A 21,000-nucleotide genomic window follows, 5' to 3' on the forward strand; every position below is an offset into this window, starting at 1 on the left:
CAGGGTGATGAAGGGGACGTCTCGCGATGTTTTTTTGGGCGGGGTTGCAGGTCGCCTGCACTGAATGTGCAAGCGCCCGGGCCCACTCACTCCTCTGGCCGGTGTGCCGCGACCGGGTGGTACTTGCGAGCGTAATAAGCCAGACCCGAGTGGACTTCCGGCTCTACCCGCACCGACACTATGCCGCACAGGAAAATGCTGTGAGTGCCAGCCTCGATGGTCTGGACGATGCGCGCATCGAAGTTGACCAACGCGTTCTCCAGCGCGGGTGCGCCCGTTTCCAGCACGCTCCAGCGGTCGATCTGGAAGCGCTCGTGCACCGTCGCCGCGCCTGAAAAAGTCCTGGAGATGGTCTCCTGGTCGGCTGTGAGCACATTGACACACAAGACCCCATTGCCGCTGAAAACGTTGTGCTGCCGACTGTTGCGGTTCATGCACACCAACAGCATCGGCGGGTCGTCCGTCACGCTGCAGACGGCGGATGCCGTGAAACCGCCCTGGCCTGCGGGACCATCCGTGGTAATGACGGTGACTGCGCCGATGAGGCGAGACATGCCGTCACGAAAGCTGAGTGGATCAATCATTTGGAGCCCCGCAATGCTGGATAGGAACACAGGAAAGGTTCGTTATTGAAAACGTAACGATCCGTATCGAGCGGCGCTTTCGCCCTGGCTGGAACATCCTCACGCGAAAAGAAGATCACACCACTGTCATCCTCCACCGAAAGGCCTGCGGCAAAAAAAGAAAGCGGCTCATCGTTGAACAGCGCCTGTGGCGCTTTACCGCCCAGACGCAATGTCAGTGTGGCGACTGCGCGCGCGATCCAGACACCGAACCTCTGCGGACCTCCAACGTCAACACTCAGGAGCTTCATCGTCTCGTCTCTCTCTTATTAGGGTTTCAGCAATAGCTGCGATGCAACGCATCGGCCAAGCCCACTCGGGCAAAATCAGACTAGTGCCCACGCGGCCCACCAAACAAGCACGCCACCTGTTCTGTCCGTTCTGTGTATCAAGCCCCAGTCCGGCACGTTGATCGGCAACCGTCGATTTCAACCGCTCGAATCAATCGCCACCCCGTTACCCCCCCTGATACACACACCGGACAGAACAGGTGGCGTGCTTGTTCGCCGCTTCAGCGCGGGACTAGTCTTCATCGACCCGGGCAAGGCCTGCCTGATGCGCTGCATCACGAGCCTCTGGCCCAAGGGACGATTGCCGACACCCTGATAGAGAGAAGAGACGATGAAGCTCCTGAGTTTTGAAGTTGATGGTTCACCGAAATTCGGTGCCTGGGTCAACGGCGGGGTCGTCGATTTGACGCAACGCCTGGCCGGTAAATTTCCTGATCTGCTGAGCGTGCTGCAAGCGGGCGCACTCCCCAACGTTGCCGAGGCTCTGGAGGGCGCTGAACCCGACTTCACCCTTGAGCAAATCACGTTTCTGCCGGTAATTCCCTCGCCGCCAAAAATCATCTGCATTGGCGTCAACTATGAAGAACACCGTTCTGAGATCGGTCGTGAGCCTACGCTCAAACCGCCGGTTTTCGGGCGCTTCAGCAACTCGCAAGTGGGCCACCTGGGCGTGATTCCGCTGCCGCCAGAATCGGTGAAGCTCGACTATGAGGGTGAAATCGCGGTGATTATCGGCAAGGCCGGACGCCGTATTTCTTCCGCTCAAGTCTGGGAGCACATCGCCGGTTACGCGCCCTACAACGACGCTTCGGTTCGCGATTGGCAAGGCCATACCCATCAGTGGACGCCCGGGAAAAACTTTTTGCATACCGGCGGGTTCGGGCCGTGGATGAGCACGGCTGACGAATTCGGCAGCGATCCCGAGCTGCATCTGAGCACCCGCTTGAACGGCCTGGAAGTGCAGCGCGCCACCAGTCGGCAAATGATCTTTTCGATTGCTGAACTCGTGACCTATTGCTCCACATTCACCCAACTCGAACCAGGCGATGTGATCGTTACCGGCACCCCCGGCGGCGTAGGCGCACGTCGCAACCCGCAACTGTTCATGAAGGACGGTGACGTGGTCGAAGTGGAAATCGCGGAAATCGGCGTGCTGCGCAATGTGATTGCAAATGAAGCGTAAGCACCGCTCATCCCAACCTAAACCAATGAAGGATTAGACATCATGGCAATCGGAATTCTGGGTGCAGGAAAAATGGCACAAATGCTTGTCCCTAAACTCGTGTCGGGAGGGCATCACGTCCTCATCAGTAACTCAAGGGGCCCCGAGTCCCTGCAGCCGCTGATCCAGCAATTGGGGAGTGGCGTGAGCGCGGCGACGCCGGAGCAGATGCTCGCTGAGGCCGACGTGGTGATTCTGGCCACGCCTTGGGAAAAAACCCCTGCCGCCATCGCGGCCGCAGGCTCCTGGGCTGGAAAGGTGGTGATCGACGCGACCAACAACCGCCGTGGCCCACGCCCTGAAGACCTGATTGATATCGGCGGCAAAGGCTCCAGTGAAGTCGTCGCACAGATGATTCCGGGGGCTCATGTGGTGAAAACCTTCAACTACGAGCCGATTCCGGTGTTTGCCGCAGGCCTGCCCGCAGAAGGCGACAGCGGTGCAATCTTCTTCTCCGGCGATGACACCCAGGCCAAGGCCTCAGTCGCGCAGTTGATTCGCGATCTGGGGGGCGAGCCGATAGATGCGGGCTCGCTGGTTGAAGGCGGGAAATTGCACGGCATGGGCGGCCCGTTGTCGCTCAAGTTGAAATTGCTTTCGCCCAAGGAAGCGAAGGCACTGCTGAGTACGCTTCGTTAGATTCAACAGCGATAAGCCCGCCTGATCGCGGTGCGCAAACGAGATGAGTGAACCGGTTCGCGAAAGCGGATACTGACCACGGATTTGCCTGCCGAAAATCTCACCGTCTCGGCCGCGCCATCGCTACCTGGCGGGTGGCAGCCAGTGCCTCTTCACCTCGGCGGTATGCAGCAAGGGCGCACGGCTTGCGTTTGTTCGGCGATATTTCTTGCGTTGCCGTCTCACCCAAGAACTCACTCGGCCCACGCCGAGTGATTGGACAGACCTCAGTTCTGATTGGCAGATCCTCATGACAACAATAAAAACAAACACATATTTGCACTCGCGTTGGGTTGTACTGGGCGCACTCGCGTTCATGATGTGCGTCAGCATGGCGCTGCCCATCTACGGCGGCAGCGTGCTCGGCACCTATATGACTGCAGAGCTCCACTGGGAACGCAGCACCCTGGGACTACTGATCGCGGCCAACATGGCCGCCAATGGCCTGTGTGCGCCACTGGTCGCCGCACTGACAACGAAAATCGGCGTGCGCTGGTGCCTGATCATCGGCTGTATCCTCATGGCGGCAGCCTCGATTGCGCTGGCAACCTGGGTCACCGCGCCGTGGCAAGCGGCGGTGACATTCGGGGCGATCGGCGTGGCTGCAACATTCGCCAGTATCATCCCGTGTCAAACGGCCGTCACCGCCTGGTTCGGCCACCGGCGCCCGTTTGCGTTGTCATTGCTCTATGCGGCCATGGGCATCGGCGGTTTCATCTTCGTGTGGTTGATGACGTGGGCAATCCAAGGCTCAACTATCGGCTACCGAATGGGCTGCTGGGTGTTCTTCGGTTTTTCGGTTATCGGCCTGGTGGTCACCCTGCTGTTGGTCCGCAACAAGCCCGACGCCGATCAATTCGACGCGTGGGAGCTTGCTGACAGCCACCGACTGGCCGCACGACCGTTCGCTCCGCCCCCCGCGCCGCTCAACCTTGATCAGGGGCTGCGCAAAGTACTTTGCTCACCGGCCTTGTGGGCGATCTACTTCAGCATGTTTGCGACAACCTGCGGCTCGGCGTTCGTCATTGCACATGCGCAGGCACATTTGCGCGATATCGGGCACTCACCGGTGCTGGCTGCCGCGACCATTTCGATCATTTCTGCGGCTATGGTCGTCGGCAACTTTGGTATCGGCTCGGTGGCGCAACGTCTTGGCCCACGCCGCGCCTACTTCGGTGCCCTGGTGTTGTTTGGGGTCGGCCTTTTCACATTGATCTACGCGACCGGCTCAGTCGGTCTGTACGGCTACGCGATCCTGTACGGGCTCGGTTTCGGCGCCGCGCAGGTCGGTCCCATGGTGCTGCTGAGCGGCTACTGGGGTGTCCAGGTGTTCCCGATGCTGACCGCGCTCGGGCTGCTGATCCAGACCGCCGGCGCCGCCGTCAGCCCTATCGCGGCGGGCGTGTATTTCGACAGCTCCGGTCGCTACCAGCCGGTCATCCTCGTGATTGTGATCATGACGGTGGTCGCGATGGTCTTGCTCCGCCTGATCGGCCCGCCGAAGGCCAGTGGCGTGCAAGGATGGGGCCTGCCCTCCTCCCCTGAACGCATGGAACACTCCTCCAAGCCAAACGCCTGAAACCAAAAAAAGGCGGGGAGCATCAAGCTCCCCGCCTTTTTTTTTCAAACCGCTCGGTGCGTGACCTACCACTCGATACCCGCGGTTTCGAGGTTATGTTCTATTTCCGCCTTGGCCTCACGCAATACCGGTAGGCAGCGCGCGATGGCAGCATCCGGACTGATCAGCGTAGAAGGCCACACGGTGCTGATGCAGCCGAACACCCGCCCCTGGCACAACACCGCCAGCGCAATGCTGTTGCATCGCTTGTAGGGAACATCATCGGACGTACAGTAGCCCTTCACTTGGACCGAGCGGATCATATGAACGATGCGGTGTGAGTCACGGGCTGCCTGGTCTTCCGGGGCCTGGGATTTGCGCAGATGCGCGAGAATTTCACGTCGCTGCTCGTCACGGGCGAACGCCAGGTAAGCCCAACCCAGCGGGGTGGACAATAGCGGAATCCGCCTGCCGACCGCACTCAATCCAATCGACTGCGGGGTGAAGCGGTCGGTGCTCTCACGCACGACGATGCCATCGTCCTCGAACGTCGACACTGCGCTTGGCCACTTCAGTTGTTGTCGACGCCCAAAAAGCACCGGCGTGGCCACCGAGACGAACACCGATTCACAGGTCATCCCACCGCTCAGGCGACGAACTGCGATGGTCAGGTGATAGGTATTTTCATCGGGGTTCACTCGCTCGACAAAACCACCTTGAGAAAGCGTTTCAATGATTCGATAGACAGTTGGCAAGGGTAACTTCAGCGCCTTGGCGATATTTTGCGCCGAGGCGGACCGTACTTTATTGAGATACCCCAGAACGTCCAGGCCACGATCAAGGGTTCGCAGTCGCGTTATCATTCGGCCACTCCAATCAGGTTACACAGATCAACCTACGCTCACCCATCCTGCCTCGCAAGCCCACCCGATGCGTGAGCAAAGGCTCTATCGGGTCGGAGGAAGGAGGCGCAGGATTGCGCGGCAAAACAGGGGGGCTGCGGCTAGCGTTCGAGATCCAGCACCAATCGATCTTCGACCCAACGCACCGGCACAGGCTCCAAGCGCGCGCCCTTACACGGCCCATCGATGCAATGCCCGTCTTCAAAACGGAACATCGCGCTGTGGTGAGCGCACATCAGGATCTTGCCGCGATAGGTGCAAAACTCTTGCGGACGATAATCCAGAGGCACAGAAAAATGCGGGCATCGGTTGACGTACACCCGCACCTGTTCGCCTTGGCGCACCGCCACCAGCCCGCCGGGGTGCAGTTGCTGCTGTTCGGGCAGCCCCAGGGCACCGCCATCGGCAATATCATCCAATCGGCACAACGTAATGACGTTCACGATCAGCCGCGCAATTGTGGGTTGCCAAGGCTCCAGTGCCACGGCCGGATCTGAATCGTGGCAAACAGCCCGGCCCGGACATAGGGGTCTTCCTGGATGAACGCCTCGACCTCCGGCAAACTGCCCGCCTCGATCACCAGCAAGGTGCCATTCATCGCCTCCCCCGCATCATCGAGCGTCGGACCGCCAAGCCAGACAATCACCCGATGCATCTCGGGAGCGCGCAAGTGAGCCTGGTGACTGGGCCGCAAGCGCTGGCGCAAGGCCAGTGAGTCCGGACGGTCCGTTGCGAATACCGCAAAAAAATGCCCCATGATTCACTCGGCCTCCATGACGAACTCGTAACACGCCCGCTTGAACGGCAATTCGAGGCCAAGGCTCTCGGATAAGTCGTCGTGTGTGACGCGGGGTTCATAGATCACTTGCAACGACTGTTTGACGCCAAATACCGCATCGGAGTCCAGGTAAGGATCATCGTGGTTGAACAGGTGGGTGACCAGTTTGCGATAACCTGGTTTTTGGATCATGAAATGCAGGTGTGCGGGCCGCCAGGGATGCCGATTGGCGGTATTGAGCATGCGCCCCACCGGACCGTCGGTGGGGATGGGGTAGCACACCGGGACAATCGTGCGAATCGCAAAATAGCCGTCGGCATCGGTGCGATAGCGACCGCGCAAGTTGCCGAACGGCTGCGTGCTGTCCTGACCCGAATACATGCCGTTTTCAGCGGTCTGCCAAACATCCAGCACAGCGCCTGCCAGTGCGTCGCCGTGGGTATTGACCACACGTCCACGCACCAGGGCAGCCTCACCTGCGGTGAACGCCATGTTTTCGCCATACTCGCGCTCCGGCATCCCTTCGATATAGAACGGACCGAACACCGTGGTCTCGGTGGCGTTTGCACTGTGTCGATGATTGATTGCATCGACCAGCATCGACACACCCAAGGTGTCCGACAGCAGAATGAATTCCTGGCGCACCAGGCCATCGCAGGTCTGGCCGGTTTCGGTCAAAAAGCGAATGCCCTCAAACCACTCCTGCTCGGTCAGCTCGACGTCGCTGACAAAGGCGTGCAGATGACGCACCAGGCTTTGCATGATCTGCTTGTAACGCGCATCGGGAGCGCTGTTGAAGCTGTTCACCGTCTGTTCGGAGATCAGTGACTCTATGACTTTGTCTTGATCGGTCATTATTGTTATTCCGACGAGGATAGACACACCGAAGGATCAGGCCGGCGCGAGGCCATGCATGGCGCGGGTCAACAGCGCTTCGATCGGGCCTTGTTCAAAGGGCCGCGGGTTGTAATACGGGCTGGCACAGGCAATTTTCGCCGCCTCGGCCGCCCCATTTTCAGGCAGCCCGATGTCGGCCAGCGCCAACGGAATACCCAACTTCTGGTTCAGCGCATACAACAAGGCGCCCACCTCGTTCGCTTCGCTGCCACCGAGCGCGCGGGCAGCGCGTTGCAAAGGGCCGGCCGCCGCTTCGCGATTGTAGTGCGCGGCGTGCGGCAGCACGATCGCATGGGCCTGGGCGTGCGGCAGGTTGAACGTTCCGCCCAAGGTGTGGCAAAGCTTGTGGTGCAGGGCCATGCCCACCGATCCGAGGCAAATCCCCGCCAGCCACGCGCCATACTGCGCCTGGCTGCGGGCTTGCGGGTCATTTGGATCATTGACCACACCCGGCAGCGCCAGCGCCAGCGCGCGAATCGACTCCTCGGCCATCAACCCGATGATCGGATTGGCGTCCTCGGCATACAGCGCCTCAATCGCGTGCGCCATGGCGTTCATCCCCGAGCAGGCGGAGATCTGCGCCGGCAAGGTCAGCGTCAGTTGCGGGTCGTAGATCACGGTCTTGGGCAAAACCCTCGGATCGCGCCCGGTTTTCTTCAGGCGGTTTTCCGTGAGCCCGTAGATCGGGGTCATTTCCGAACCGGCATAGGTGGTCGGAACCGCCACGATCGGCAGGCCCGAATCCATCGCAATCGCCTTGCCCAGGCCTATCGTCGAACCGCCGCCCACAGCCACACAGCAATCGGCATCAAGCCGAGCCGCTTCGATACGCGCCGCTTGCGCCACCTCCAGCGGCACATGCATCACGGCTTGGGGATAGACGCCCGCCGCACGGTCGCCGAGCAAGGCCGCGACCTGTTCACCCAATGCCTGTTGCTCAGGCGTGGTGAGAATCAGCGCGCGCCTGGCGCCGAGGCGTTCGATCTCATCGGCCAGCGCCGAGAGCTTGCCCCAGCCAAAGACCACGCGGGTAGGCAAACTTTGGTACACAAAAGGATTCATGGCAGGCCTCAACGTTTGAAGTGCGGAGCAATTTTGGCGTCGACATTGACCCATACCGAGCGAGCTTCGGTGTAGTCATGGATCGCCTCGAACCCCATCTCACGGCCATAACCAGACTGCCCAACGCCACCAAACGGGCTGCCGGGGCTGACGCGTTTGTAGCAGTTGACCCAGCACATTCCCGCATGAATGGCGTTGGCCATTTTGTGCGCGCGGGTCAGGTTCTGCGTCCACAGGCCGCTGCCCAACCCGTACTGCGTGCTGTTGGCGATGGCCAGGGCTTCTTCGTCGGTACTGAATCGCACCACGGTGACGAATGGACCAAAGACTTCTTCCTGGCACACACGATCCTCGGGCGAGGCTTCGACAATCGTCGGCTCAACATAAAAGCCACCTGCCAATGCCTGATCGTCCGGCGCCTTGCCCCCAGCGAGAACCCGGCCGCCCTGCTCGATGGCGATATCGATATAGGCCAGCACACGGTCGCGGTGCAGTGCCGAGGTCAACGGCCCCATTTCGGTCTCGGGATCCATCGGGTCGCCAAGGCGTATGGACTTGGCTAACGCGACAAACCGTTCGAGGAAGCGCTCAGCAATGTCTTTATGCAGGATCAAACGCGACCCCGCGATACAGGCCTGACCCTGATTGTGAAAGATCGCCCAGGCCGCGCCGTTGACGGCCGCTTCAAGATTGGCGTCCTCGAACACGATGTTCGCGCCCTTCCCGCCCAGTTCCAACTGAATGCGCTTGAGGTTGCCGGTCGAGGCTTCAACAATCCGGCGACCGGTCGCCGTCGAACCGGTGAAGGCGATCTTACCGACGTCGGGATGCTCGGCCAGCGCCTGCCCGGCGGTATGCCCATAACCCGGCACCACGTTGACCACACCTTTGGGGATGCCAACTTCGGTCATCAACTCGACGATGCGCAAGGTCGACAGCGGCGTGATTTCCGACGGTTTGATCACGATGGTGTTACCTGCGGCCAGCGCCGGGCCCATTTTCCAACTGGTGAACATCAGCGGGAAATTCCACGGCACGATTTGCCCGACCACACCGATCGGCTTGCGCTGCACGTAATTGAGAAACCCAGCTTCGACCGGAATCACCGACCCTTCGATCTTGTCCGCCATGCCGCCGAAATACCGGAAACAAGCGGCCGTGCGTGGAACGTCGAGGCCCCGGGAGTCACGAATCGGGTGGCCGGTATTGAGGGATTCAAGCTGCGCCAGTTCTTCGCTGCAGGCTTCGATTCTGTCTGCCAGCTTCAGCAACAAGCGCCCGCGTTCGGCGGCGCCAAGGCCGGACCAGGCAGGAAAAGCGCGTTTGGCGGCGGCGACAGCAAGGTCGATGTCAGCCGCTTCGGCGGCGGCAACTCGAGTGATCAACGAACCGTCATGGGGTGAAATGACGTCAATCGTGCCGCCAGCGACCGCATCAACAAATCGTCCATCTATATACAGCTGATTTTGCATAATATTTTCCTCGCACCGCGCCAATGGCGCAGTGTCTGACGATTTGATCCGGATACATCGCCCGGCGAGCGCCGGGCCGAAGAAGGGGCTTAGAACGCGATCGGATAAGGCGTGAGTTCGCCGCTTTCATAGCGTTGCGGCAGGTTCGGCGTGGCGTTTTCCCACACCAGCAGCATTGAGCGCTTGGTCGAATAGCCTTGGTGGCGAATGTCCGCCGGCATGGCGCAGATATCGCCAGCACGCATGGTGATGCGCGCGCGTGGACTGCCGTCATCCTTGTCGCCAACATCCCAGAGGATTTCATCGGACAGTTGCAGGAACCACTCGACCCGGTCATTGCCGTGGAACACCGGCAGAATGAATTCTTCGGTGGTCGGGCAGAACAGGCTGGCCTTGCACACCGAAGTCACCGACGGGTTCCACGTCACGTCAGAGCGCGACAAGTATTTGAACAGGCTGAAGGCATGCAGCTCACCTTCAAAGCCTTCGGCGGCGTGTACTTCCGGTTCGCCTTGAGAAACATCGGTGAACTGGCGATTGACCGGCAGATCGTCACGCAACGGCGAATCATCCGCCAGGCCAGGCATGCGTTTGGTGGCAATGCGGAAGCGCTCGATGGCTTCGATGTTATTGCCATTTTTGCGGCCGAACGCCGTGCCGGTCTCTTCCGGCGCCGCGAACGGATCGAAGGTGGCGTTGGTCCAGTCGCGCAAGATGGCTTTAAACGTGGCCATGATCAGCGGTGTTTCAAAGTTTTCGGTGTAGTTGACGCCTGCGGCTTTCAACGTGCCGTTGAAGGTGCCTGCATACAGGTCGACTTTGCCGTAGTAATTACGGGTGCCGATAACATGGTCGAAGTTGACCCAACCGTAGAAAAAGCCCCAGGCCACGTCGCGCATCATCGCACGCAGAAAGGCATCGATCGGAATCAGGTGCGAGCGCGTCTGACCTTTGGCGGGCCAGGTGATACGGGCAAAATACTCGTCGCGCGATAGCTCGAAAGCGCCGAGCTTGAAAGCACAGTAGCCGGTGACGGCATGGGGCAGACTGACCTGGACTTCGTCTTCGGCAAAAATGGCGTTATCGACAGCGTTTTCAAGCATGGCCATGACAGGATTCCTCAAGTTTTTCTGATTATTTTGAGTGGAAAACGGCGGTGATCACTTGAAGCAGATGTCTGCCCACTTCTCGACCGACAACGGGCCTTTAATTGTCTGCTGCAATAACACGCCAGGACGGCTGGATTCGAAGCGATAGGCGGCCCCGTGCGGCAACAGGCATTGATGGCCGCGCTTGAGCAGCACGTAGCCCATCGGCTTGCCTGCGGGGATTTCACCCGCCAACCGTGTGCCTTCGCCGTCGGTCAACGGCGTATCGAGCTTGAGGAAATCCACGCGTACTTCGCCGTCCATGACGATAGCGAACTCATCGTGCGCCGCCGTGTACCAAGGCGACTGACCTTCCGCGCGCAGGGTTTCAATGACGTAGCCCAGGTTGAGGCCGACGACGACTTTTTCGTAGGGAAGGGATTTTTCCGCCACCTCGAAGACATTTGAAAAGGCGTAATGGCTGGCCTGGCCGCTGATGATTTCAACCGACCCTTTGCTGTAGTTGTCCAGCGAGCCGAAGACCGTTTCGATTGCAGCGCTGCTCATGGTTTTTCACCGTTTTGTTGTTGTAGTAACAGTGGCCCCACAGTACGTCGTGCTTTCTTCAGGAACAATGAGAGTGCTGGCGACAACAGTGTTCGCAAAACGCAAACAATACGTTGGCAACGCCCTGATCAGCGGATCCAGCCGCGCTCCAGCAAGGGCTTATCCCAACATGGCTCATCGCCAAAACTTTCCACAAGAAAATCAATCAGGGTGCGTACTTTCAAGGCCCGCCGCTGGGTTGCGGGGTACACCGCAGAAAAGCTGAAGGAGGACAGCGCATACTCAGGCAGGACAGGAATCAGCCGGCCGCTGAGCAGATCATCACTGGCGACCAGGGTCGGCAGACAGACAATGCAGACCCCGGTCGACGCGTAGTCGCGCAGTAAATGCACCGAGTTTGATCGTACATGCCCTGGCAGGCTCAACTCGACCTGCTCGTCTGCCCCAGTGAAGATCCAACGGTTACGCGAGGGATAGCCTTCGTACAACGCAATCTTGTGTTGCAACAGTTCCTGCGGGTGCGTGGGCATGCCGAACTCGGCGGCATAATCGGGGGACATGCAGAACAACCGACGCACACTGAACAACCGGCGCTCGATCAGGGTCTCGGCCAGTGGCGGGAACATCTGGAACGCCACATCAAAGCCTTCTTCGATAGGGTCCACCACCCGATCATTGACGATAACGTCGACCTCAATGTCCGGATAAAGCCGCGTGAACTCAGCCAGCATCCTGCCGAAGTGGCCGATGGCAAAACCCGGTAGCATCTGCACGCGCAATTTACCGGTGGGTTTGGCGCGCAATTCGCGCATATGCTCAGTCAGCGAGTTGAAACTCGCGACCATGTCGGCGCACTCCTTGTAGTACGTCTCCCCCACCTCGGACAGCCGCACATGACGAGTGCTGCGGTGAAACAGCGGCGCGCTGATGAACTGTTCCAATTGTTGAATGCGGTGAGTGATTACCGAGCGGGTGACGCCCAATTGCTGAGCCGCCTTGGCGAAGTTACCGGTCTCGGCAACACGTACAAAGGCTTCGACACTGAGTAAACGATCCATGGGGCAGGCTCTCTGGAGTTTCTGTTCTTATAGGAGCAGCAGGTTAGCCTGTCGACAGCTGCCCCTCCACAACCGTGAAGGAGCGCGACTTGTCTCTCTGAACCGAAAACCGCTGTTGCATGGGGATAACCTGCCAACCCATGAGTTAGCCGGTAAATCCCCCTTGATCATCATCACCAATGCGAGCACATCGTCACTTTGAGGGCTTGATCGACTTACAGCAGAACGTTCGGATCTGAGGCGAACCGTGATTGGAGCTTCCTACGTCCCTTTTTTTCAACCTGTGAGTTCGCAGCGGATTTGGCACCGGCCAGGACCTTGCAAGAAATCCCGAGCTGACCGCTAGAAGCGGCGGCCAACGGATCTTTCGTGGGTTCAGCGGAACTCAATGGTGCCAACTACCCGCAAAATGGATTGTCACTAAAACCGCAAAAAGTCGGTTGAGTTTGCGGTCTGATTGGCACTGCGGATTGGGCCCAAAAACGTAGAATTTGGAGGTATGAGTCAGGCTCTCGGACGCGATGGTTTGATTCCAAACGGCCCCTGGGCCTTGGGATCAAAGGGTCTTCAGGAGACCCACAGGCCGTCAGAAATCAATTCGAATTGATGCGCCCTCCCCGCGCTCTGTTCCGCTTCCCTAGCGCACAATCGGAAGTCCGGCCTAAAGGTGCTTTCGCTGCTTCCGTTTGTCTTCAAAGGCAAGGCCCGCTTGACGTGCAACCGGTTTCACTGATTTGGGATGGTGACCTTTAAGAACGAAAAATCGGAACTGAGCTTCCAGGGTTTAGAGCCGCGGAGCGGTTTAGGAAAAACGCCCTAATCGCCCAGGAACGTGGCGTTTGGCAAGGCTATCTGACATGCGAAAACGCTGAGAAATGAAGAGAAATATCGGACTGGACTGGTGCCAAAGGCAGCGCGAAAAAGGGCCAAAAGCGGAGTGAACTCACACAACCTTTCCAGAAACTACGAGCGACCTAAGATTCCACCTAGAGCCAGCCGTTTTGTGGGGGTAAAAACGACTAAAAATAAAAAAGGGTCGCGAGATAAAATCTCGCAACCCCTTGAATTATATGGTCGGGACGGAGTGATTCGAACACTCGACCCCTAGCACCCCATGCTAGTGCGCTACCGGACTGCGCTACGCCCCGACTAGGCGTGTTACTGGGTTCGCTTCGCAATGAAGCGATCAGGAATATACCGCAAGCTTTTGAAATGTGGAAGTATTTTAAAAGCCTGAATCATTTTTTCAGAACCACCAGCACATCTTCGAGTTCGGAGATCATTTGGCGGATCAGTTGCTTGTATTGGGTGGTGTCGTCTTTGGCTTCATCACCGGACATGCGCTGGCGCGCGCCGCTGATGGTGAACCCCTGATCGTACAGCAATGCACGGATCTGTCGGATCATCAGCACATCCTGGCGCTGATAATACCGACGGTTCCCGGTGCGTTTGACGGGGTTGAGTTGAGGAAACTCCTGCTCCCAATAGCGCAGCACATGCGGTTTTACCGCACAGAGCTCGCTGACTTCACCGATGGTGAAGTAGCGTTTGCCTGGGATGACGGGTAGCTCGTCGTTATGACTTGGTTCCAGCATAAGCCTCAACTCGGGCCTTCAACTTCTGCCCTGGACGAAAGGTGACCACACGGCGAGCCGTGATCGGGATTTCTTCTCCCGTTTTTGGATTGCGGCCAGGCCGCTGGCGTTTGTCTCGCAGGTCAAAATTGCCGAAACCGGACAATTTGACCTGTTCGTTGTCTTCCAGAGCGTGTCTGATTTCTTCAAAGAACAACTCGACCAATTCCTTGGCCTCGCGTTTGTTCAGACCCAACTCTTCGTACAGACGTTCCGCCATCTCAGCTTTCGTCAAAGCCCCCATACGTCACTTCCTTAACGTGGCGTTCAACCTTTGTTCGAGCGAGGTGAGGATATTTTGTGTCGTGGTATTCACCTCATCGTCATTAAGAGTGCGCGATGGATGCTGCCAGGTCAAGCCAACTGCAAGGCTTTTTCTATGCGGATCAATGCCTTTACCCTGATAGACGTCAAATAGCCTGAGGTCCGTCAGCCATTCGCCTGCATTTTCACGGATGACATCCAGAACGGCCGTGGCGGACACTTCACGATCGGCGATCAGCGCCAGGTCGCGACGCACTTCCGGGAAGCGCGACAGCTCGCTGAATTTCGGCATCTTGCCCAAAGCGACTTCGGCCAGGACCAGTTCAAAAACGAAGACCGGACGGTCGAGACCGAGGGTTTTCGACAGTTCCGGGTGAAGGGCACCGACGAAGCCCACCAGTCGACCTTCGCGCTCGATGCGCGCCGTCTGGCCCGGGTGCAACGCTGGGTGGCTGCCTGGCACGAACGAGAAGTCGTTCAGTGCTCCGGCAAACCCCAATACGGCTTCCACGTCCGCTTTAACGTCGAAGAAGTCCACTGCATCACGGCCTTGGGCCCAGCCTTCCGGCAAGCGGCTACCGCAAACAACACCGGCAAGCATCGGCTCTTGCTTCAAGCCATCCAGCTGGCCGACGAAACGCAGGCCGCTTTCGAACATACGCACGCGGTCTTGCTGGCGGTTCAGGTTGTGGGAAAGTGCCTTCACCAGGCCTGGCCACAACGACGAACGCATGGCGGCCATGTCGTTGGAGATCGGGTTGGCCAACAACAGCGGCTCGACGCCTGGGTTGAACAGTTCGAACTGCTTAGGATCGATGAAGCTGTAGGTCACCGCTTCCTGATAGCCACGGGCAACCAGCAGACGGCGCAGCTCAGGCAGGTGCGCGCGCGCTTCGGCCTTGGGTTGCGGCGCCAGGCGCGCTTGCGGGTAGCGAACCGGCAGACGGTTGTAGCCGTAGAGACGGGCCAGTTCTTCGATCAGGTCGACTTCGAGGCTGATATCGAAGCGATGGCTTGGCACCTCAACGCGCCACTGTCCGGCTTCACCGGCGGCAATGCCCAGGTCGAGGGCCGAAAGCAGACGCTCGATTTCCGCTGGCTCGATCACCAGGCCGAGCATTTGCTCAACGCTTTTGGCGCGCAGGGTGATCGGTGCAATCGACGGCAGGTATTGTTCGCTGACGGTTTCAGTGATCGGGCCCGCTTCGCCACCGGTGATTTCCAGCAGCAGGCCAGTGGCGCGCTCCATGGCTTCACGCGCCAGTTTCCAGTCCACGCCACGCTCGTAGCGGTGCGACGCATCGGTGTGCAGGCCGTAGGAACGGGCCTTGCCGGCGATGGCGATCTGGTCGAAGAATGCGCTCTCAAGAAAGATGTCACGCGTGGTTGCGGACACACCGCTGTGTTCGCCACCCATCACACCGGCAATCGCCAGGGCGCGGGAATGGTCGGCGATCACCAGGGTGTCGGCACGCAGGCTGACTTCCTGGCCGTCGAGCAGAACCAGCTTCTCGCCTTCTTCCGCCATCCGCACACGGATGCCGCCATTGATTTCGGCGAGATCGAACGCGTGCAACGGCTGGCCGAGTTCAATCATCACATAGTTGGTGATATCGACGGCGGCGTCGATGCTGCGCACGTCAGCGCGACGCAGGCGCTCAACCATCCACAGCGGCGTTGGCTTGGACAGGTCGACGTTGCGGATCACACGCCCCAGGTAACGCGGGCACGCGTTGGGTGCCAGTACTTCGATCGAGCGCACTTCATCATGCACCGCAGCAACTGCGGCAACCACCGGCCGGGTGACGGGCGCGTCGTACAGCGCGCCTACTTCACGCGCCAGGCCCGCCAGGGACAGGCAGTCGCCGCGGTTCGGGGTCAGGTCGACCTCGATGCTGGCGTCTTCCAGTTCCAGGTAGACACGAATGTCCTGGCCCACGGGCGCGTCGGCCGGCAGCTCCATCAGGCCATCATTGCCCTCGCCCACCTGCAGTTCCGCCTGGGAGCACAGCATGCCGTTGGACTCAACGCCACGCAGCTTGGCTTTCTTGATCTTGAAGTCGCCCGGCAGTTCGGCGCCGATCATGGCGAACGGGATCTTCAGGCCCGGGCGCACATTAGGCGCTCCGCACACGACCTGGAACGTCTGCGCGCCATTGCTGACCTGACACACACGCAATTTGTCGGCATCGGGGTGCTGCTCGGTGCTCAGCACCTCACCCACGACCACACCGCTGAATACGCCGGCGGCCGGAGTAACGCTATCGACCTCAAGACCGGCCATCGACAGACGAGCAACCAGCTCGTCGCGGCTTACCTGCGGGCTTACCCAGCCACGCAGCCATTGTTCACTGAATTTCATCCTGCTCTCCTAAAGATTCGTTACGACTAGCGAAATTGCGCGAGGAACCGCAAGTCGTTGTCGAAGAACAGACGCAAGTCGTTCACGCCGTAACGCAGCATGGCCAGACGCTCAACGCCCATGCCGAAGGCAAAGCCCGAGAACTCTTCCGGGTCGATCCCGGACATGCGCAGCACGTTGGGGTGAACCATGCCGCAGCCCATCACTTCCAGCCAGCCGGTCTGCTTGCAGACGCGGCAGCCTTTACCGCTGCACATCACGCATTCCATGTCGACTTCGGCGGAAGGCTCGGTGAACGGGAAGAACGATGGACGGAAACGCACCGCCAGCTCTTTCTCGAAGAACACCCGCAGGAACTCTTCGATGGTGCCTTTGAGGTCGGCGAAATTGATATCGCGATCGACCAGCAGGCCTTCGACCTGGTGGAACATCGGCGAGTGGGTAATATCGGAGTCGCTGCGGTACACACGGCCTGGGCAGACGATGCGGATCGGCGGCTTGTTCGCTTCCATGGTGCGGACCTGTACCGGCGAGGTATGGGTGCGCAACAACATGTTCGCGTTGAAGTAGAAGGTGTCGTGCATCGACCGGGCCGGGTGATGGCCTGGGATGTTGAGCGCCTCGAAGTTGTGATAGTCGTCTTCGACCTCAGGGCCTTCGGCGATGCCGTAGCCGATATGGGTGAAGAACTGCTCGATACGTTCCAGAGTCCGGGTGATCGGATGCAGACCGCCCGAGGCCTGGCCACGGCCAGGCAAGGTTACGTCAATGGACTCGGCGGCGAGCTTGGCCGAAAGTTCGGCCTCCTCGAGCGACGCCTTGCGCGCATTGAGAACCTCTGTGACACGCTCCTTGGCGACGTTGATCAGCGCACCGACTTGCGGACGCTCTTCAGCCGGCAAATTCCCCAGGGTCTTCATCACCTGAGTCAATTCACCCTTTTTGCCAAGGTAGTGAACCCGGATTTGCTCCAGGGCATTGATATCTTCAGCGCTTTGCACAGCCTCAAGAGCTTGAGCGACGAGCGCGTCCAGGTTTTCCATGTACAGACTCCAGATACAAAATAGGGGAAGAGCTTGAAGGCTCTTCCCCTATTTATGACGTTTAACACCTTGGGCCACAGGAGTAGCCCAGGGTGACTGTCGGGGGTACTTAAGCCAAGGTGGCTTTAGCTTTCTCGACAATCGCAGCAAACGCCGCTTTTTCGTTCACTGCCAGATCAGCCAGAACCTTACGGTCGATCTCGATGGACGCTTTTTTCAGGCCAGCGATGAAACGGCTGTAGGACAGACCGTTAACACGAGCACCAGCGTTGATACGAGCGATCCACAGAGCGCGGAACTGACGTTTTTTCTGACGACGGTCACGGTAGGCGTATTGGCCTGCCTTGATTACCGCTTGCTTGGCGACACGGAATACGCGTGAACGCGCGCCGTAGTAGCCTTTAGCAAGTTTCAGAATTTTTTTGTGACGTTTACGGGCAATGACGCCACGCTTTACACGAGCCATGAGTTACTTCCTCTATTCTTGATCCAAAAATTAACGAAGGCGCAGCATGCGCTCGACTTTTGCCACGTCAGACGGATGCAGCAAGCTGCTACCGCGCAGTTGACGCTTACGCTTGGTCGACATTTTGGTCAGGATGTGGCTCTTGAAAGCGTGCTTGTGCTTGATACCGTTAGCAGTTTTCAGAAACCGCTTAGCAGCACCACTTTTAGTCTTCATCTTTGGCATGTTCGGATACTCCGCATTCAGTTGATAAACATAATCAGAAGGCCTGCCGTGCCCTATTGATTACTTCTTCTTTTTCGGGGCGATGACCATGATCAGTTGGCGTCCTTCCATCTTAGGATGCTGTTCGACCGAACCGTACTCGAGCAGGTCAGCTTCAACCCGCTTGAGGAGTTCCATCCCCAGCTCCTGGTGGGCCATCTCACGGCCGCGGAATCGCAAGGATACCTTGGCCCTGTCCCCATCACTCAGGAAACGTACCAGGTTGCGCAGTTTTACCTGGTAATCCCCTTCCTCCGTCCCTGGACGAAACTTGATTTCTTTTACTTGAATCTGCTTCTGGTTCTTCTTCGCCGCAGCAATCTGCTTCTTCTTTTCGAAGATCGACTTGCCGTAGTCCATCACCCGGCAAACAGGTGGGACTGCGTCGGCGGAAATTTCCACCAGGTCCAGTTTGGACTCTTCAGCGATACGAAGCGCTTCATCAATCGAGACGATGCCAATCTGCTCGCCGTCAGCGCCAATTAACCGAACCTCGCGTGCCGAGATATTCTCGTTGATCGGGGCTTTCGGTGCAGCTCGTTTATCTTGTCTCATTTCACGCTTAATAATAATTACTCCGAATCTGGGCGACCACGCCGGGAAACCGCTTGCGCGAGGAACTCAGCGAACTGGGCGACGGGCATCGAGCCCAGGTCAGCACCTTCACGAGTACGCACAGCGACAGTCTGCATCTCGACTTCCCGATCTCCGATAACCAAAAGATAGGGAACCTTGAGCAAAGTATGCTCGCGGATTTTAAAGCCGATCTTTTCATTTCTCAAGTCGGACTTGGCACGAAATCCGCTTTCGTTGAGAGTTTTTTCAACTTCAGCAGCAAAATCGGCCTGTTTATCAGTGATATTCATGATCACTGCCTGGGTCGGAGCCAACCACGCGGGGAATGCGCCCTCGTAGTGCTCGATCAGGATACCGACGAACCGTTCGAACGAGCCGAGGATCGCCCGGTGCAGCATAACCGGGTGTTTACGGCTGTTGTCTTCGGAGACGTATTCGGCTCCCAGACGGATCGGCAGGTTAAAATCGAGCTGCAAAGTACCACATTGCCAGACACGACCAAGACAATCTTTCAGCGAAAACTCGATTTTCGGACCGTAGAAGGCGCCCTCACCCGGCTGCAGATCATACGCAAGGCCCGCGCTGTCTAGCGCAGCGGCCAGTGCGGCTTCGGCGCGATCCCACAATTCATCGGAACCGACGCGTTTTTCCGGACGAGTGGACAGCTTCATTTCGACTTCGGTAAAGCCGAAATCGCGATAAACGTCCATGGTCAGCTTGATGAACGCAGCGGATTCGGCCTGCATCTGCTCTTCGGTGCAGAAGATGTGGGCGTCGTCCTGAGTGAAGCCGCGCACGCGCATGATGCCGTGCAGCGCACCCGACGGCTCGTTACGGTGGCAGGCACCGAACTCGGCCAGGCGCATCGGCAACTCGCGGTAGCTCTTCAGGCCTTGGTTGAACACCTGCACGTGGCAAGGGCAGTTCATCGGCTTGATGGCGTAGTCGCGGTTTTCCGACTGGGTAGTGAACATGTTGTCGGCGTAGTTGGCCCAGTGCCCGGATTTCTCCCACAGGCTGCGGTCAACAACCTGAGGAGTCTTGATCTCCAGGTAGCCGTTTTCGCGCTGAACCTTGCGCATGTACTGCTCGAGCACCTGATACAGGGTCCAGCCGTTCGGGTGCCAGAACACCATGCCCGGCGCTTCTTCCTGGAGGTGGAACAGGTTCAGGCGCTTGCCGATCTTGCGGTGGTCGCGCTTCTCGGCTTCTTCGATGCGCTGGACGTAGGCGGCCAGCTGCTTCTTGTCAGCCCAGGCCGTGCCGTAGATCCGCTGCAGTTGCTCGTTCTTCGCGTCGCCGCGCCAGTAGGCGCCGGACAGCTTGGTCAACTTGAACGATTTGAGGAAACGCGTGTTCGGCACGTGCGGGCCACGGCACATGTCGACGTATTCTTCGTGGTAGTACAGGCCCATGGCCTGTTCGTCCGGCATGTCTTCCACCAGGCGCAGCTTGTAGTCTTCGCCACGGGCAGTGAACACGTCGATCACTTCGGCGCGCGGCGTGACTTTCTTGATCACGTCGTAATCTTTTTCGATCAGCGCGTGCATGCGCTGTTCGATTGCGGCCAGATCGTCCGGAGTAAAAGGACGCTCGTAGGCGATGTCGTAATAGAAGCCATCGTCGATGACCGGGCCGATCACCATTTTCGCCGTCGGGTACAGCTGCTTGACCGCGTGGCCAATCAGGTGTGCGCAAGAGTGGCGAATGATCTCCAGCCCCTCTTGATCCCTGGGCGTGATGATTTGCAGGCTGGCATCGGCGGTGATCAGGTCGCTGGCGTCAACCAGCTTGCCGTCGACCTTGCCGGCCACGGTGGCCTTGGCCAAGCCAGCACCAATGGATGCGGCGACCTCGGCTACGGAAACCGAATGATCGAATGAACGTTGACTGCCATCGGGAAGAGTAATAGTTGGCATGGCGCCTCCTCTCCTAGTGGTGACCCCTACCAAAGGTCACGTGGGTTGGGATGAGCCAGTACAAGATCCAATACCAGGCCGTTCAGTGATGAACGCCTGCCTTACAGCGGCAGGAGCCTTTCGGCCAACCGGTGATCGAACCAGAGTGACTGGAGTGGACGAAAAAGAAACATGGCAAGGCGGCATTTGGCGCGCCCGGAAATAGCCAAGCACACGATGCTAGCACAGATGAACGGTCATCGCGCCCACGGCGCCACAGCCAATAACAAATTCCCGC

General features: G+C 58.6%; 22 protein-coding genes and 1 tRNA gene. 3 read left to right on the top strand and 20 right to left on the bottom strand.

Going from position 1 to position 21,000, the window contains the following annotated elements; translation table 11 throughout:
- Positions 1–86 precede the first annotated feature (86 nt).
- Together LQ249_RS21160 and LQ249_RS21165 are read right to left on the bottom strand one after the other, a co-directional pair.
- On the bottom strand, positions 87–584 hold the full coding sequence (locus LQ249_RS21160; RefSeq protein ID WP_169881644.1) for a flavin reductase: 498 nt from the start codon (positions 582–584) through the stop codon (positions 87–89).
- The gene (locus LQ249_RS21165) at positions 581–874 is read right to left on the bottom strand and encodes a hypothetical protein (RefSeq protein ID WP_169881645.1); all 294 of its coding nucleotides are present in this window, start codon (positions 872–874) and stop codon (positions 581–583) included. Before LQ249_RS21165 ends, LQ249_RS21160 begins: the two co-directional genes overlap by 4 nt.
- A gap of 370 nt (positions 875–1,244) precedes the next feature.
- On the opposite strand from LQ249_RS21165, the gene LQ249_RS21170 reads away from it, so the two are divergent.
- From LQ249_RS21170 to LQ249_RS21180, 3 genes are all read left to right on the top strand, one after another.
- Complete coding sequence (locus tag LQ249_RS21170) at positions 1,245–2,096, top strand: fumarylacetoacetate hydrolase family protein (protein ID WP_169881646.1); 852 nt, start codon at positions 1,245–1,247, stop codon at positions 2,094–2,096.
- 42 nt (positions 2,097–2,138) lie between these two features.
- Complete coding sequence (locus LQ249_RS21175) at positions 2,139–2,774, top strand: NADPH-dependent F420 reductase (RefSeq protein WP_169881647.1); 636 nt, start codon at positions 2,139–2,141, stop codon at positions 2,772–2,774.
- Positions 2,775–3,129: 355 nt separating this feature from the next.
- Complete coding sequence (locus LQ249_RS21180) at positions 3,130–4,392, top strand: MFS transporter (RefSeq protein WP_332840624.1); 1,263 nt, start codon at positions 3,130–3,132, stop codon at positions 4,390–4,392.
- Between the two features lie 65 nt (positions 4,393–4,457).
- On the opposite strand, the gene LQ249_RS21185 is transcribed toward LQ249_RS21180, so the two are convergent.
- The 18 genes from LQ249_RS21185 to thrS all read right to left on the bottom strand — a co-directional run bounded on the left by LQ249_RS21185 (position 4,458) and on the right by thrS (position 20,723).
- Positions 4,458–5,234, bottom strand: a complete 777-nt coding sequence (locus LQ249_RS21185) for a helix-turn-helix domain-containing protein (protein WP_169881649.1) — start codon at positions 5,232–5,234, stop codon at positions 4,458–4,460.
- Between the two features lie 140 nt (positions 5,235–5,374).
- A complete protein-coding gene (locus tag LQ249_RS21190) occupies positions 5,375–5,716 on the bottom strand; it encodes a Rieske (2Fe-2S) protein (protein WP_169881650.1) in 342 nt (113 codons plus the stop codon).
- Between the two features lie 2 nt (positions 5,717–5,718).
- Positions 5,719–6,030: a YciI family protein gene (locus tag LQ249_RS21195; RefSeq protein WP_169881651.1), complete on the bottom strand. Its 312-nt coding sequence runs from the start codon at positions 6,028–6,030 to the stop codon at positions 5,719–5,721.
- 3 nt (positions 6,031–6,033) lie between these two features.
- The gene (locus tag LQ249_RS21200; RefSeq protein WP_169881652.1) at positions 6,034–6,906 is read right to left on the bottom strand and encodes a dioxygenase family protein; all 873 of its coding nucleotides are present in this window, start codon (positions 6,904–6,906) and stop codon (positions 6,034–6,036) included.
- Between the two features lie 36 nt (positions 6,907–6,942).
- On the bottom strand, positions 6,943–8,010 hold the full coding sequence (locus LQ249_RS21205; RefSeq protein ID WP_232565888.1) for a maleylacetate reductase: 1,068 nt from the start codon (positions 8,008–8,010) through the stop codon (positions 6,943–6,945).
- A gap of 8 nt (positions 8,011–8,018) precedes the next feature.
- The gene (locus tag LQ249_RS21210) at positions 8,019–9,482 is read right to left on the bottom strand and encodes an aldehyde dehydrogenase family protein (protein ID WP_169881654.1); all 1,464 of its coding nucleotides are present in this window, start codon (positions 9,480–9,482) and stop codon (positions 8,019–8,021) included.
- 89 nt (positions 9,483–9,571) lie between these two features.
- Positions 9,572–10,591: a hydroxyquinol 1,2-dioxygenase gene (locus LQ249_RS21215; RefSeq protein WP_169881655.1), complete on the bottom strand. Its 1,020-nt coding sequence runs from the start codon at positions 10,589–10,591 to the stop codon at positions 9,572–9,574.
- Between the two features lie 51 nt (positions 10,592–10,642).
- Positions 10,643–11,137, bottom strand: a complete 495-nt coding sequence (locus LQ249_RS21220) for a hydroxyquinol 1,2-dioxygenase (protein WP_169881656.1) — start codon at positions 11,135–11,137, stop codon at positions 10,643–10,645.
- 128 nt (positions 11,138–11,265) lie between these two features.
- On the bottom strand, positions 11,266–12,195 hold the full coding sequence (locus LQ249_RS21225; protein WP_169881657.1) for a LysR family transcriptional regulator: 930 nt from the start codon (positions 12,193–12,195) through the stop codon (positions 11,266–11,268).
- A gap of 1,071 nt (positions 12,196–13,266) precedes the next feature.
- Positions 13,267–13,343 (bottom strand) — tRNA-Pro (locus tag LQ249_RS21230).
- 90 nt (positions 13,344–13,433) lie between these two features.
- Complete coding sequence (locus tag LQ249_RS21235) at positions 13,434–13,790, bottom strand: MerR family transcriptional regulator (protein WP_003174972.1); 357 nt, start codon at positions 13,788–13,790, stop codon at positions 13,434–13,436.
- Entirely contained in the window at positions 13,771–14,073 is a 303-nt protein-coding gene (gene ihfA / locus LQ249_RS21240) for an integration host factor subunit alpha (RefSeq protein ID WP_002553164.1), read from the bottom strand. The genes LQ249_RS21235 and ihfA overlap by 20 nt, the downstream gene beginning before the upstream one ends.
- Before the next feature lie 3 nt (positions 14,074–14,076).
- The gene (gene pheT, locus LQ249_RS21245) at positions 14,077–16,455 is read right to left on the bottom strand and encodes a phenylalanine--tRNA ligase subunit beta (protein WP_232565889.1); all 2,379 of its coding nucleotides are present in this window, start codon (positions 16,453–16,455) and stop codon (positions 14,077–14,079) included.
- A gap of 26 nt (positions 16,456–16,481) precedes the next feature.
- Positions 16,482–17,498: a phenylalanine--tRNA ligase subunit alpha gene (gene pheS / locus LQ249_RS21250; RefSeq protein WP_017847666.1), complete on the bottom strand. Its 1,017-nt coding sequence runs from the start codon at positions 17,496–17,498 to the stop codon at positions 16,482–16,484.
- A 109-nt stretch (positions 17,499–17,607) separates the two neighbouring features.
- Positions 17,608–17,964, bottom strand: coding sequence for a 50S ribosomal protein L20 (rplT, locus tag LQ249_RS21255; RefSeq protein WP_002553161.1), 357 nt, complete (start codon positions 17,962–17,964; stop codon positions 17,608–17,610).
- Between the two features lie 30 nt (positions 17,965–17,994).
- Entirely contained in the window at positions 17,995–18,189 is a 195-nt protein-coding gene (gene rpmI / locus LQ249_RS21260; RefSeq protein ID WP_002553160.1) for a 50S ribosomal protein L35, read from the bottom strand.
- A 60-nt stretch (positions 18,190–18,249) separates the two neighbouring features.
- The gene (infC, locus tag LQ249_RS21265; protein WP_169850653.1) at positions 18,250–18,801 is read right to left on the bottom strand and encodes a translation initiation factor IF-3; all 552 of its coding nucleotides are present in this window, start codon (positions 18,799–18,801) and stop codon (positions 18,250–18,252) included.
- Positions 18,801–20,723: a threonine--tRNA ligase gene (thrS, locus tag LQ249_RS21270; RefSeq protein ID WP_232565890.1), complete on the bottom strand. Its 1,923-nt coding sequence runs from the start codon at positions 20,721–20,723 to the stop codon at positions 18,801–18,803. The genes infC and thrS overlap by 1 nt, the downstream gene beginning before the upstream one ends.
- Between the last annotated feature and the right edge of the window lie 277 nt (positions 20,724–21,000).

Origin of the sequence: Pseudomonas sp. 7-41, assembly GCF_021233075.1 — a bacterium.
In the GTDB taxonomy this organism is placed as follows: domain Bacteria; phylum Pseudomonadota; class Gammaproteobacteria; order Pseudomonadales; family Pseudomonadaceae; genus Aquipseudomonas; species Aquipseudomonas veronii.

What these genes read in the sequence shown, in the direction of transcription:
- LQ249_RS21205 (WP_232565888.1), bottom strand. Translation starts at nt 8,010, where the DNA reads ATGAATCCTTTTGTGTACCAAAGTTTGCCTACCCGCGTGGTCTTTGGC.
- LQ249_RS21210 (WP_169881654.1), bottom strand. Translation starts at nt 9,482, where the DNA reads ATGCAAAATCAGCTGTATATAGATGGACGATTTGTTGATGCGGTCGCT.
- LQ249_RS21220 (WP_169881656.1), bottom strand. Translation starts at nt 11,137, where the DNA reads ATGAGCAGCGCTGCAATCGAAACGGTCTTCGGCTCGCTGGACAACTAC.
- LQ249_RS21160 (WP_169881644.1), bottom strand. Translation starts at nt 584, where the DNA reads ATGATTGATCCACTCAGCTTTCGTGACGGCATGTCTCGCCTCATCGGC.
- LQ249_RS21215 (WP_169881655.1), bottom strand. Translation starts at nt 10,591, where the DNA reads ATGGCCATGCTTGAAAACGCTGTCGATAACGCCATTTTTGCCGAAGAC.
- LQ249_RS21195 (WP_169881651.1), bottom strand. Translation starts at nt 6,030, where the DNA reads ATGGGGCATTTTTTTGCGGTATTCGCAACGGACCGTCCGGACTCACTG.
- rpmI (WP_002553160.1), bottom strand. Translation starts at nt 18,189, where the DNA reads ATGCCAAAGATGAAGACTAAAAGTGGTGCTGCTAAGCGGTTTCTGAAA.
- thrS (WP_232565890.1), bottom strand. Translation starts at nt 20,723, where the DNA reads ATGCCAACTATTACTCTTCCCGATGGCAGTCAACGTTCATTCGATCAT.
- rplT (WP_002553161.1), bottom strand. Translation starts at nt 17,964, where the DNA reads ATGGCTCGTGTAAAGCGTGGCGTCATTGCCCGTAAACGTCACAAAAAA.
- LQ249_RS21200 (WP_169881652.1), bottom strand. Translation starts at nt 6,906, where the DNA reads ATGACCGATCAAGACAAAGTCATAGAGTCACTGATCTCCGAACAGACG.
- pheS (WP_017847666.1), bottom strand. Translation starts at nt 17,498, where the DNA reads ATGGAAAACCTGGACGCGCTCGTCGCTCAAGCTCTTGAGGCTGTGCAA.
- LQ249_RS21165 (WP_169881645.1), bottom strand. Translation starts at nt 874, where the DNA reads ATGAAGCTCCTGAGTGTTGACGTTGGAGGTCCGCAGAGGTTCGGTGTC.
- pheT (WP_232565889.1), bottom strand. Translation starts at nt 16,455, where the DNA reads ATGAAATTCAGTGAACAATGGCTGCGTGGCTGGGTAAGCCCGCAGGTA.
- LQ249_RS21180 (WP_332840624.1), top strand. Translation starts at nt 3,130, where the DNA reads ATGATGTGCGTCAGCATGGCGCTGCCCATCTACGGCGGCAGCGTGCTC.
- LQ249_RS21235 (WP_003174972.1), bottom strand. Translation starts at nt 13,790, where the DNA reads ATGCTGGAACCAAGTCATAACGACGAGCTACCCGTCATCCCAGGCAAA.
- LQ249_RS21185 (WP_169881649.1), bottom strand. Translation starts at nt 5,234, where the DNA reads ATGATAACGCGACTGCGAACCCTTGATCGTGGCCTGGACGTTCTGGGG.
- ihfA (WP_002553164.1), bottom strand. Translation starts at nt 14,073, where the DNA reads ATGGGGGCTTTGACGAAAGCTGAGATGGCGGAACGTCTGTACGAAGAG.
- LQ249_RS21170 (WP_169881646.1), top strand. Translation starts at nt 1,245, where the DNA reads ATGAAGCTCCTGAGTTTTGAAGTTGATGGTTCACCGAAATTCGGTGCC.
- LQ249_RS21225 (WP_169881657.1), bottom strand. Translation starts at nt 12,195, where the DNA reads ATGGATCGTTTACTCAGTGTCGAAGCCTTTGTACGTGTTGCCGAGACC.
- LQ249_RS21175 (WP_169881647.1), top strand. Translation starts at nt 2,139, where the DNA reads ATGGCAATCGGAATTCTGGGTGCAGGAAAAATGGCACAAATGCTTGTC.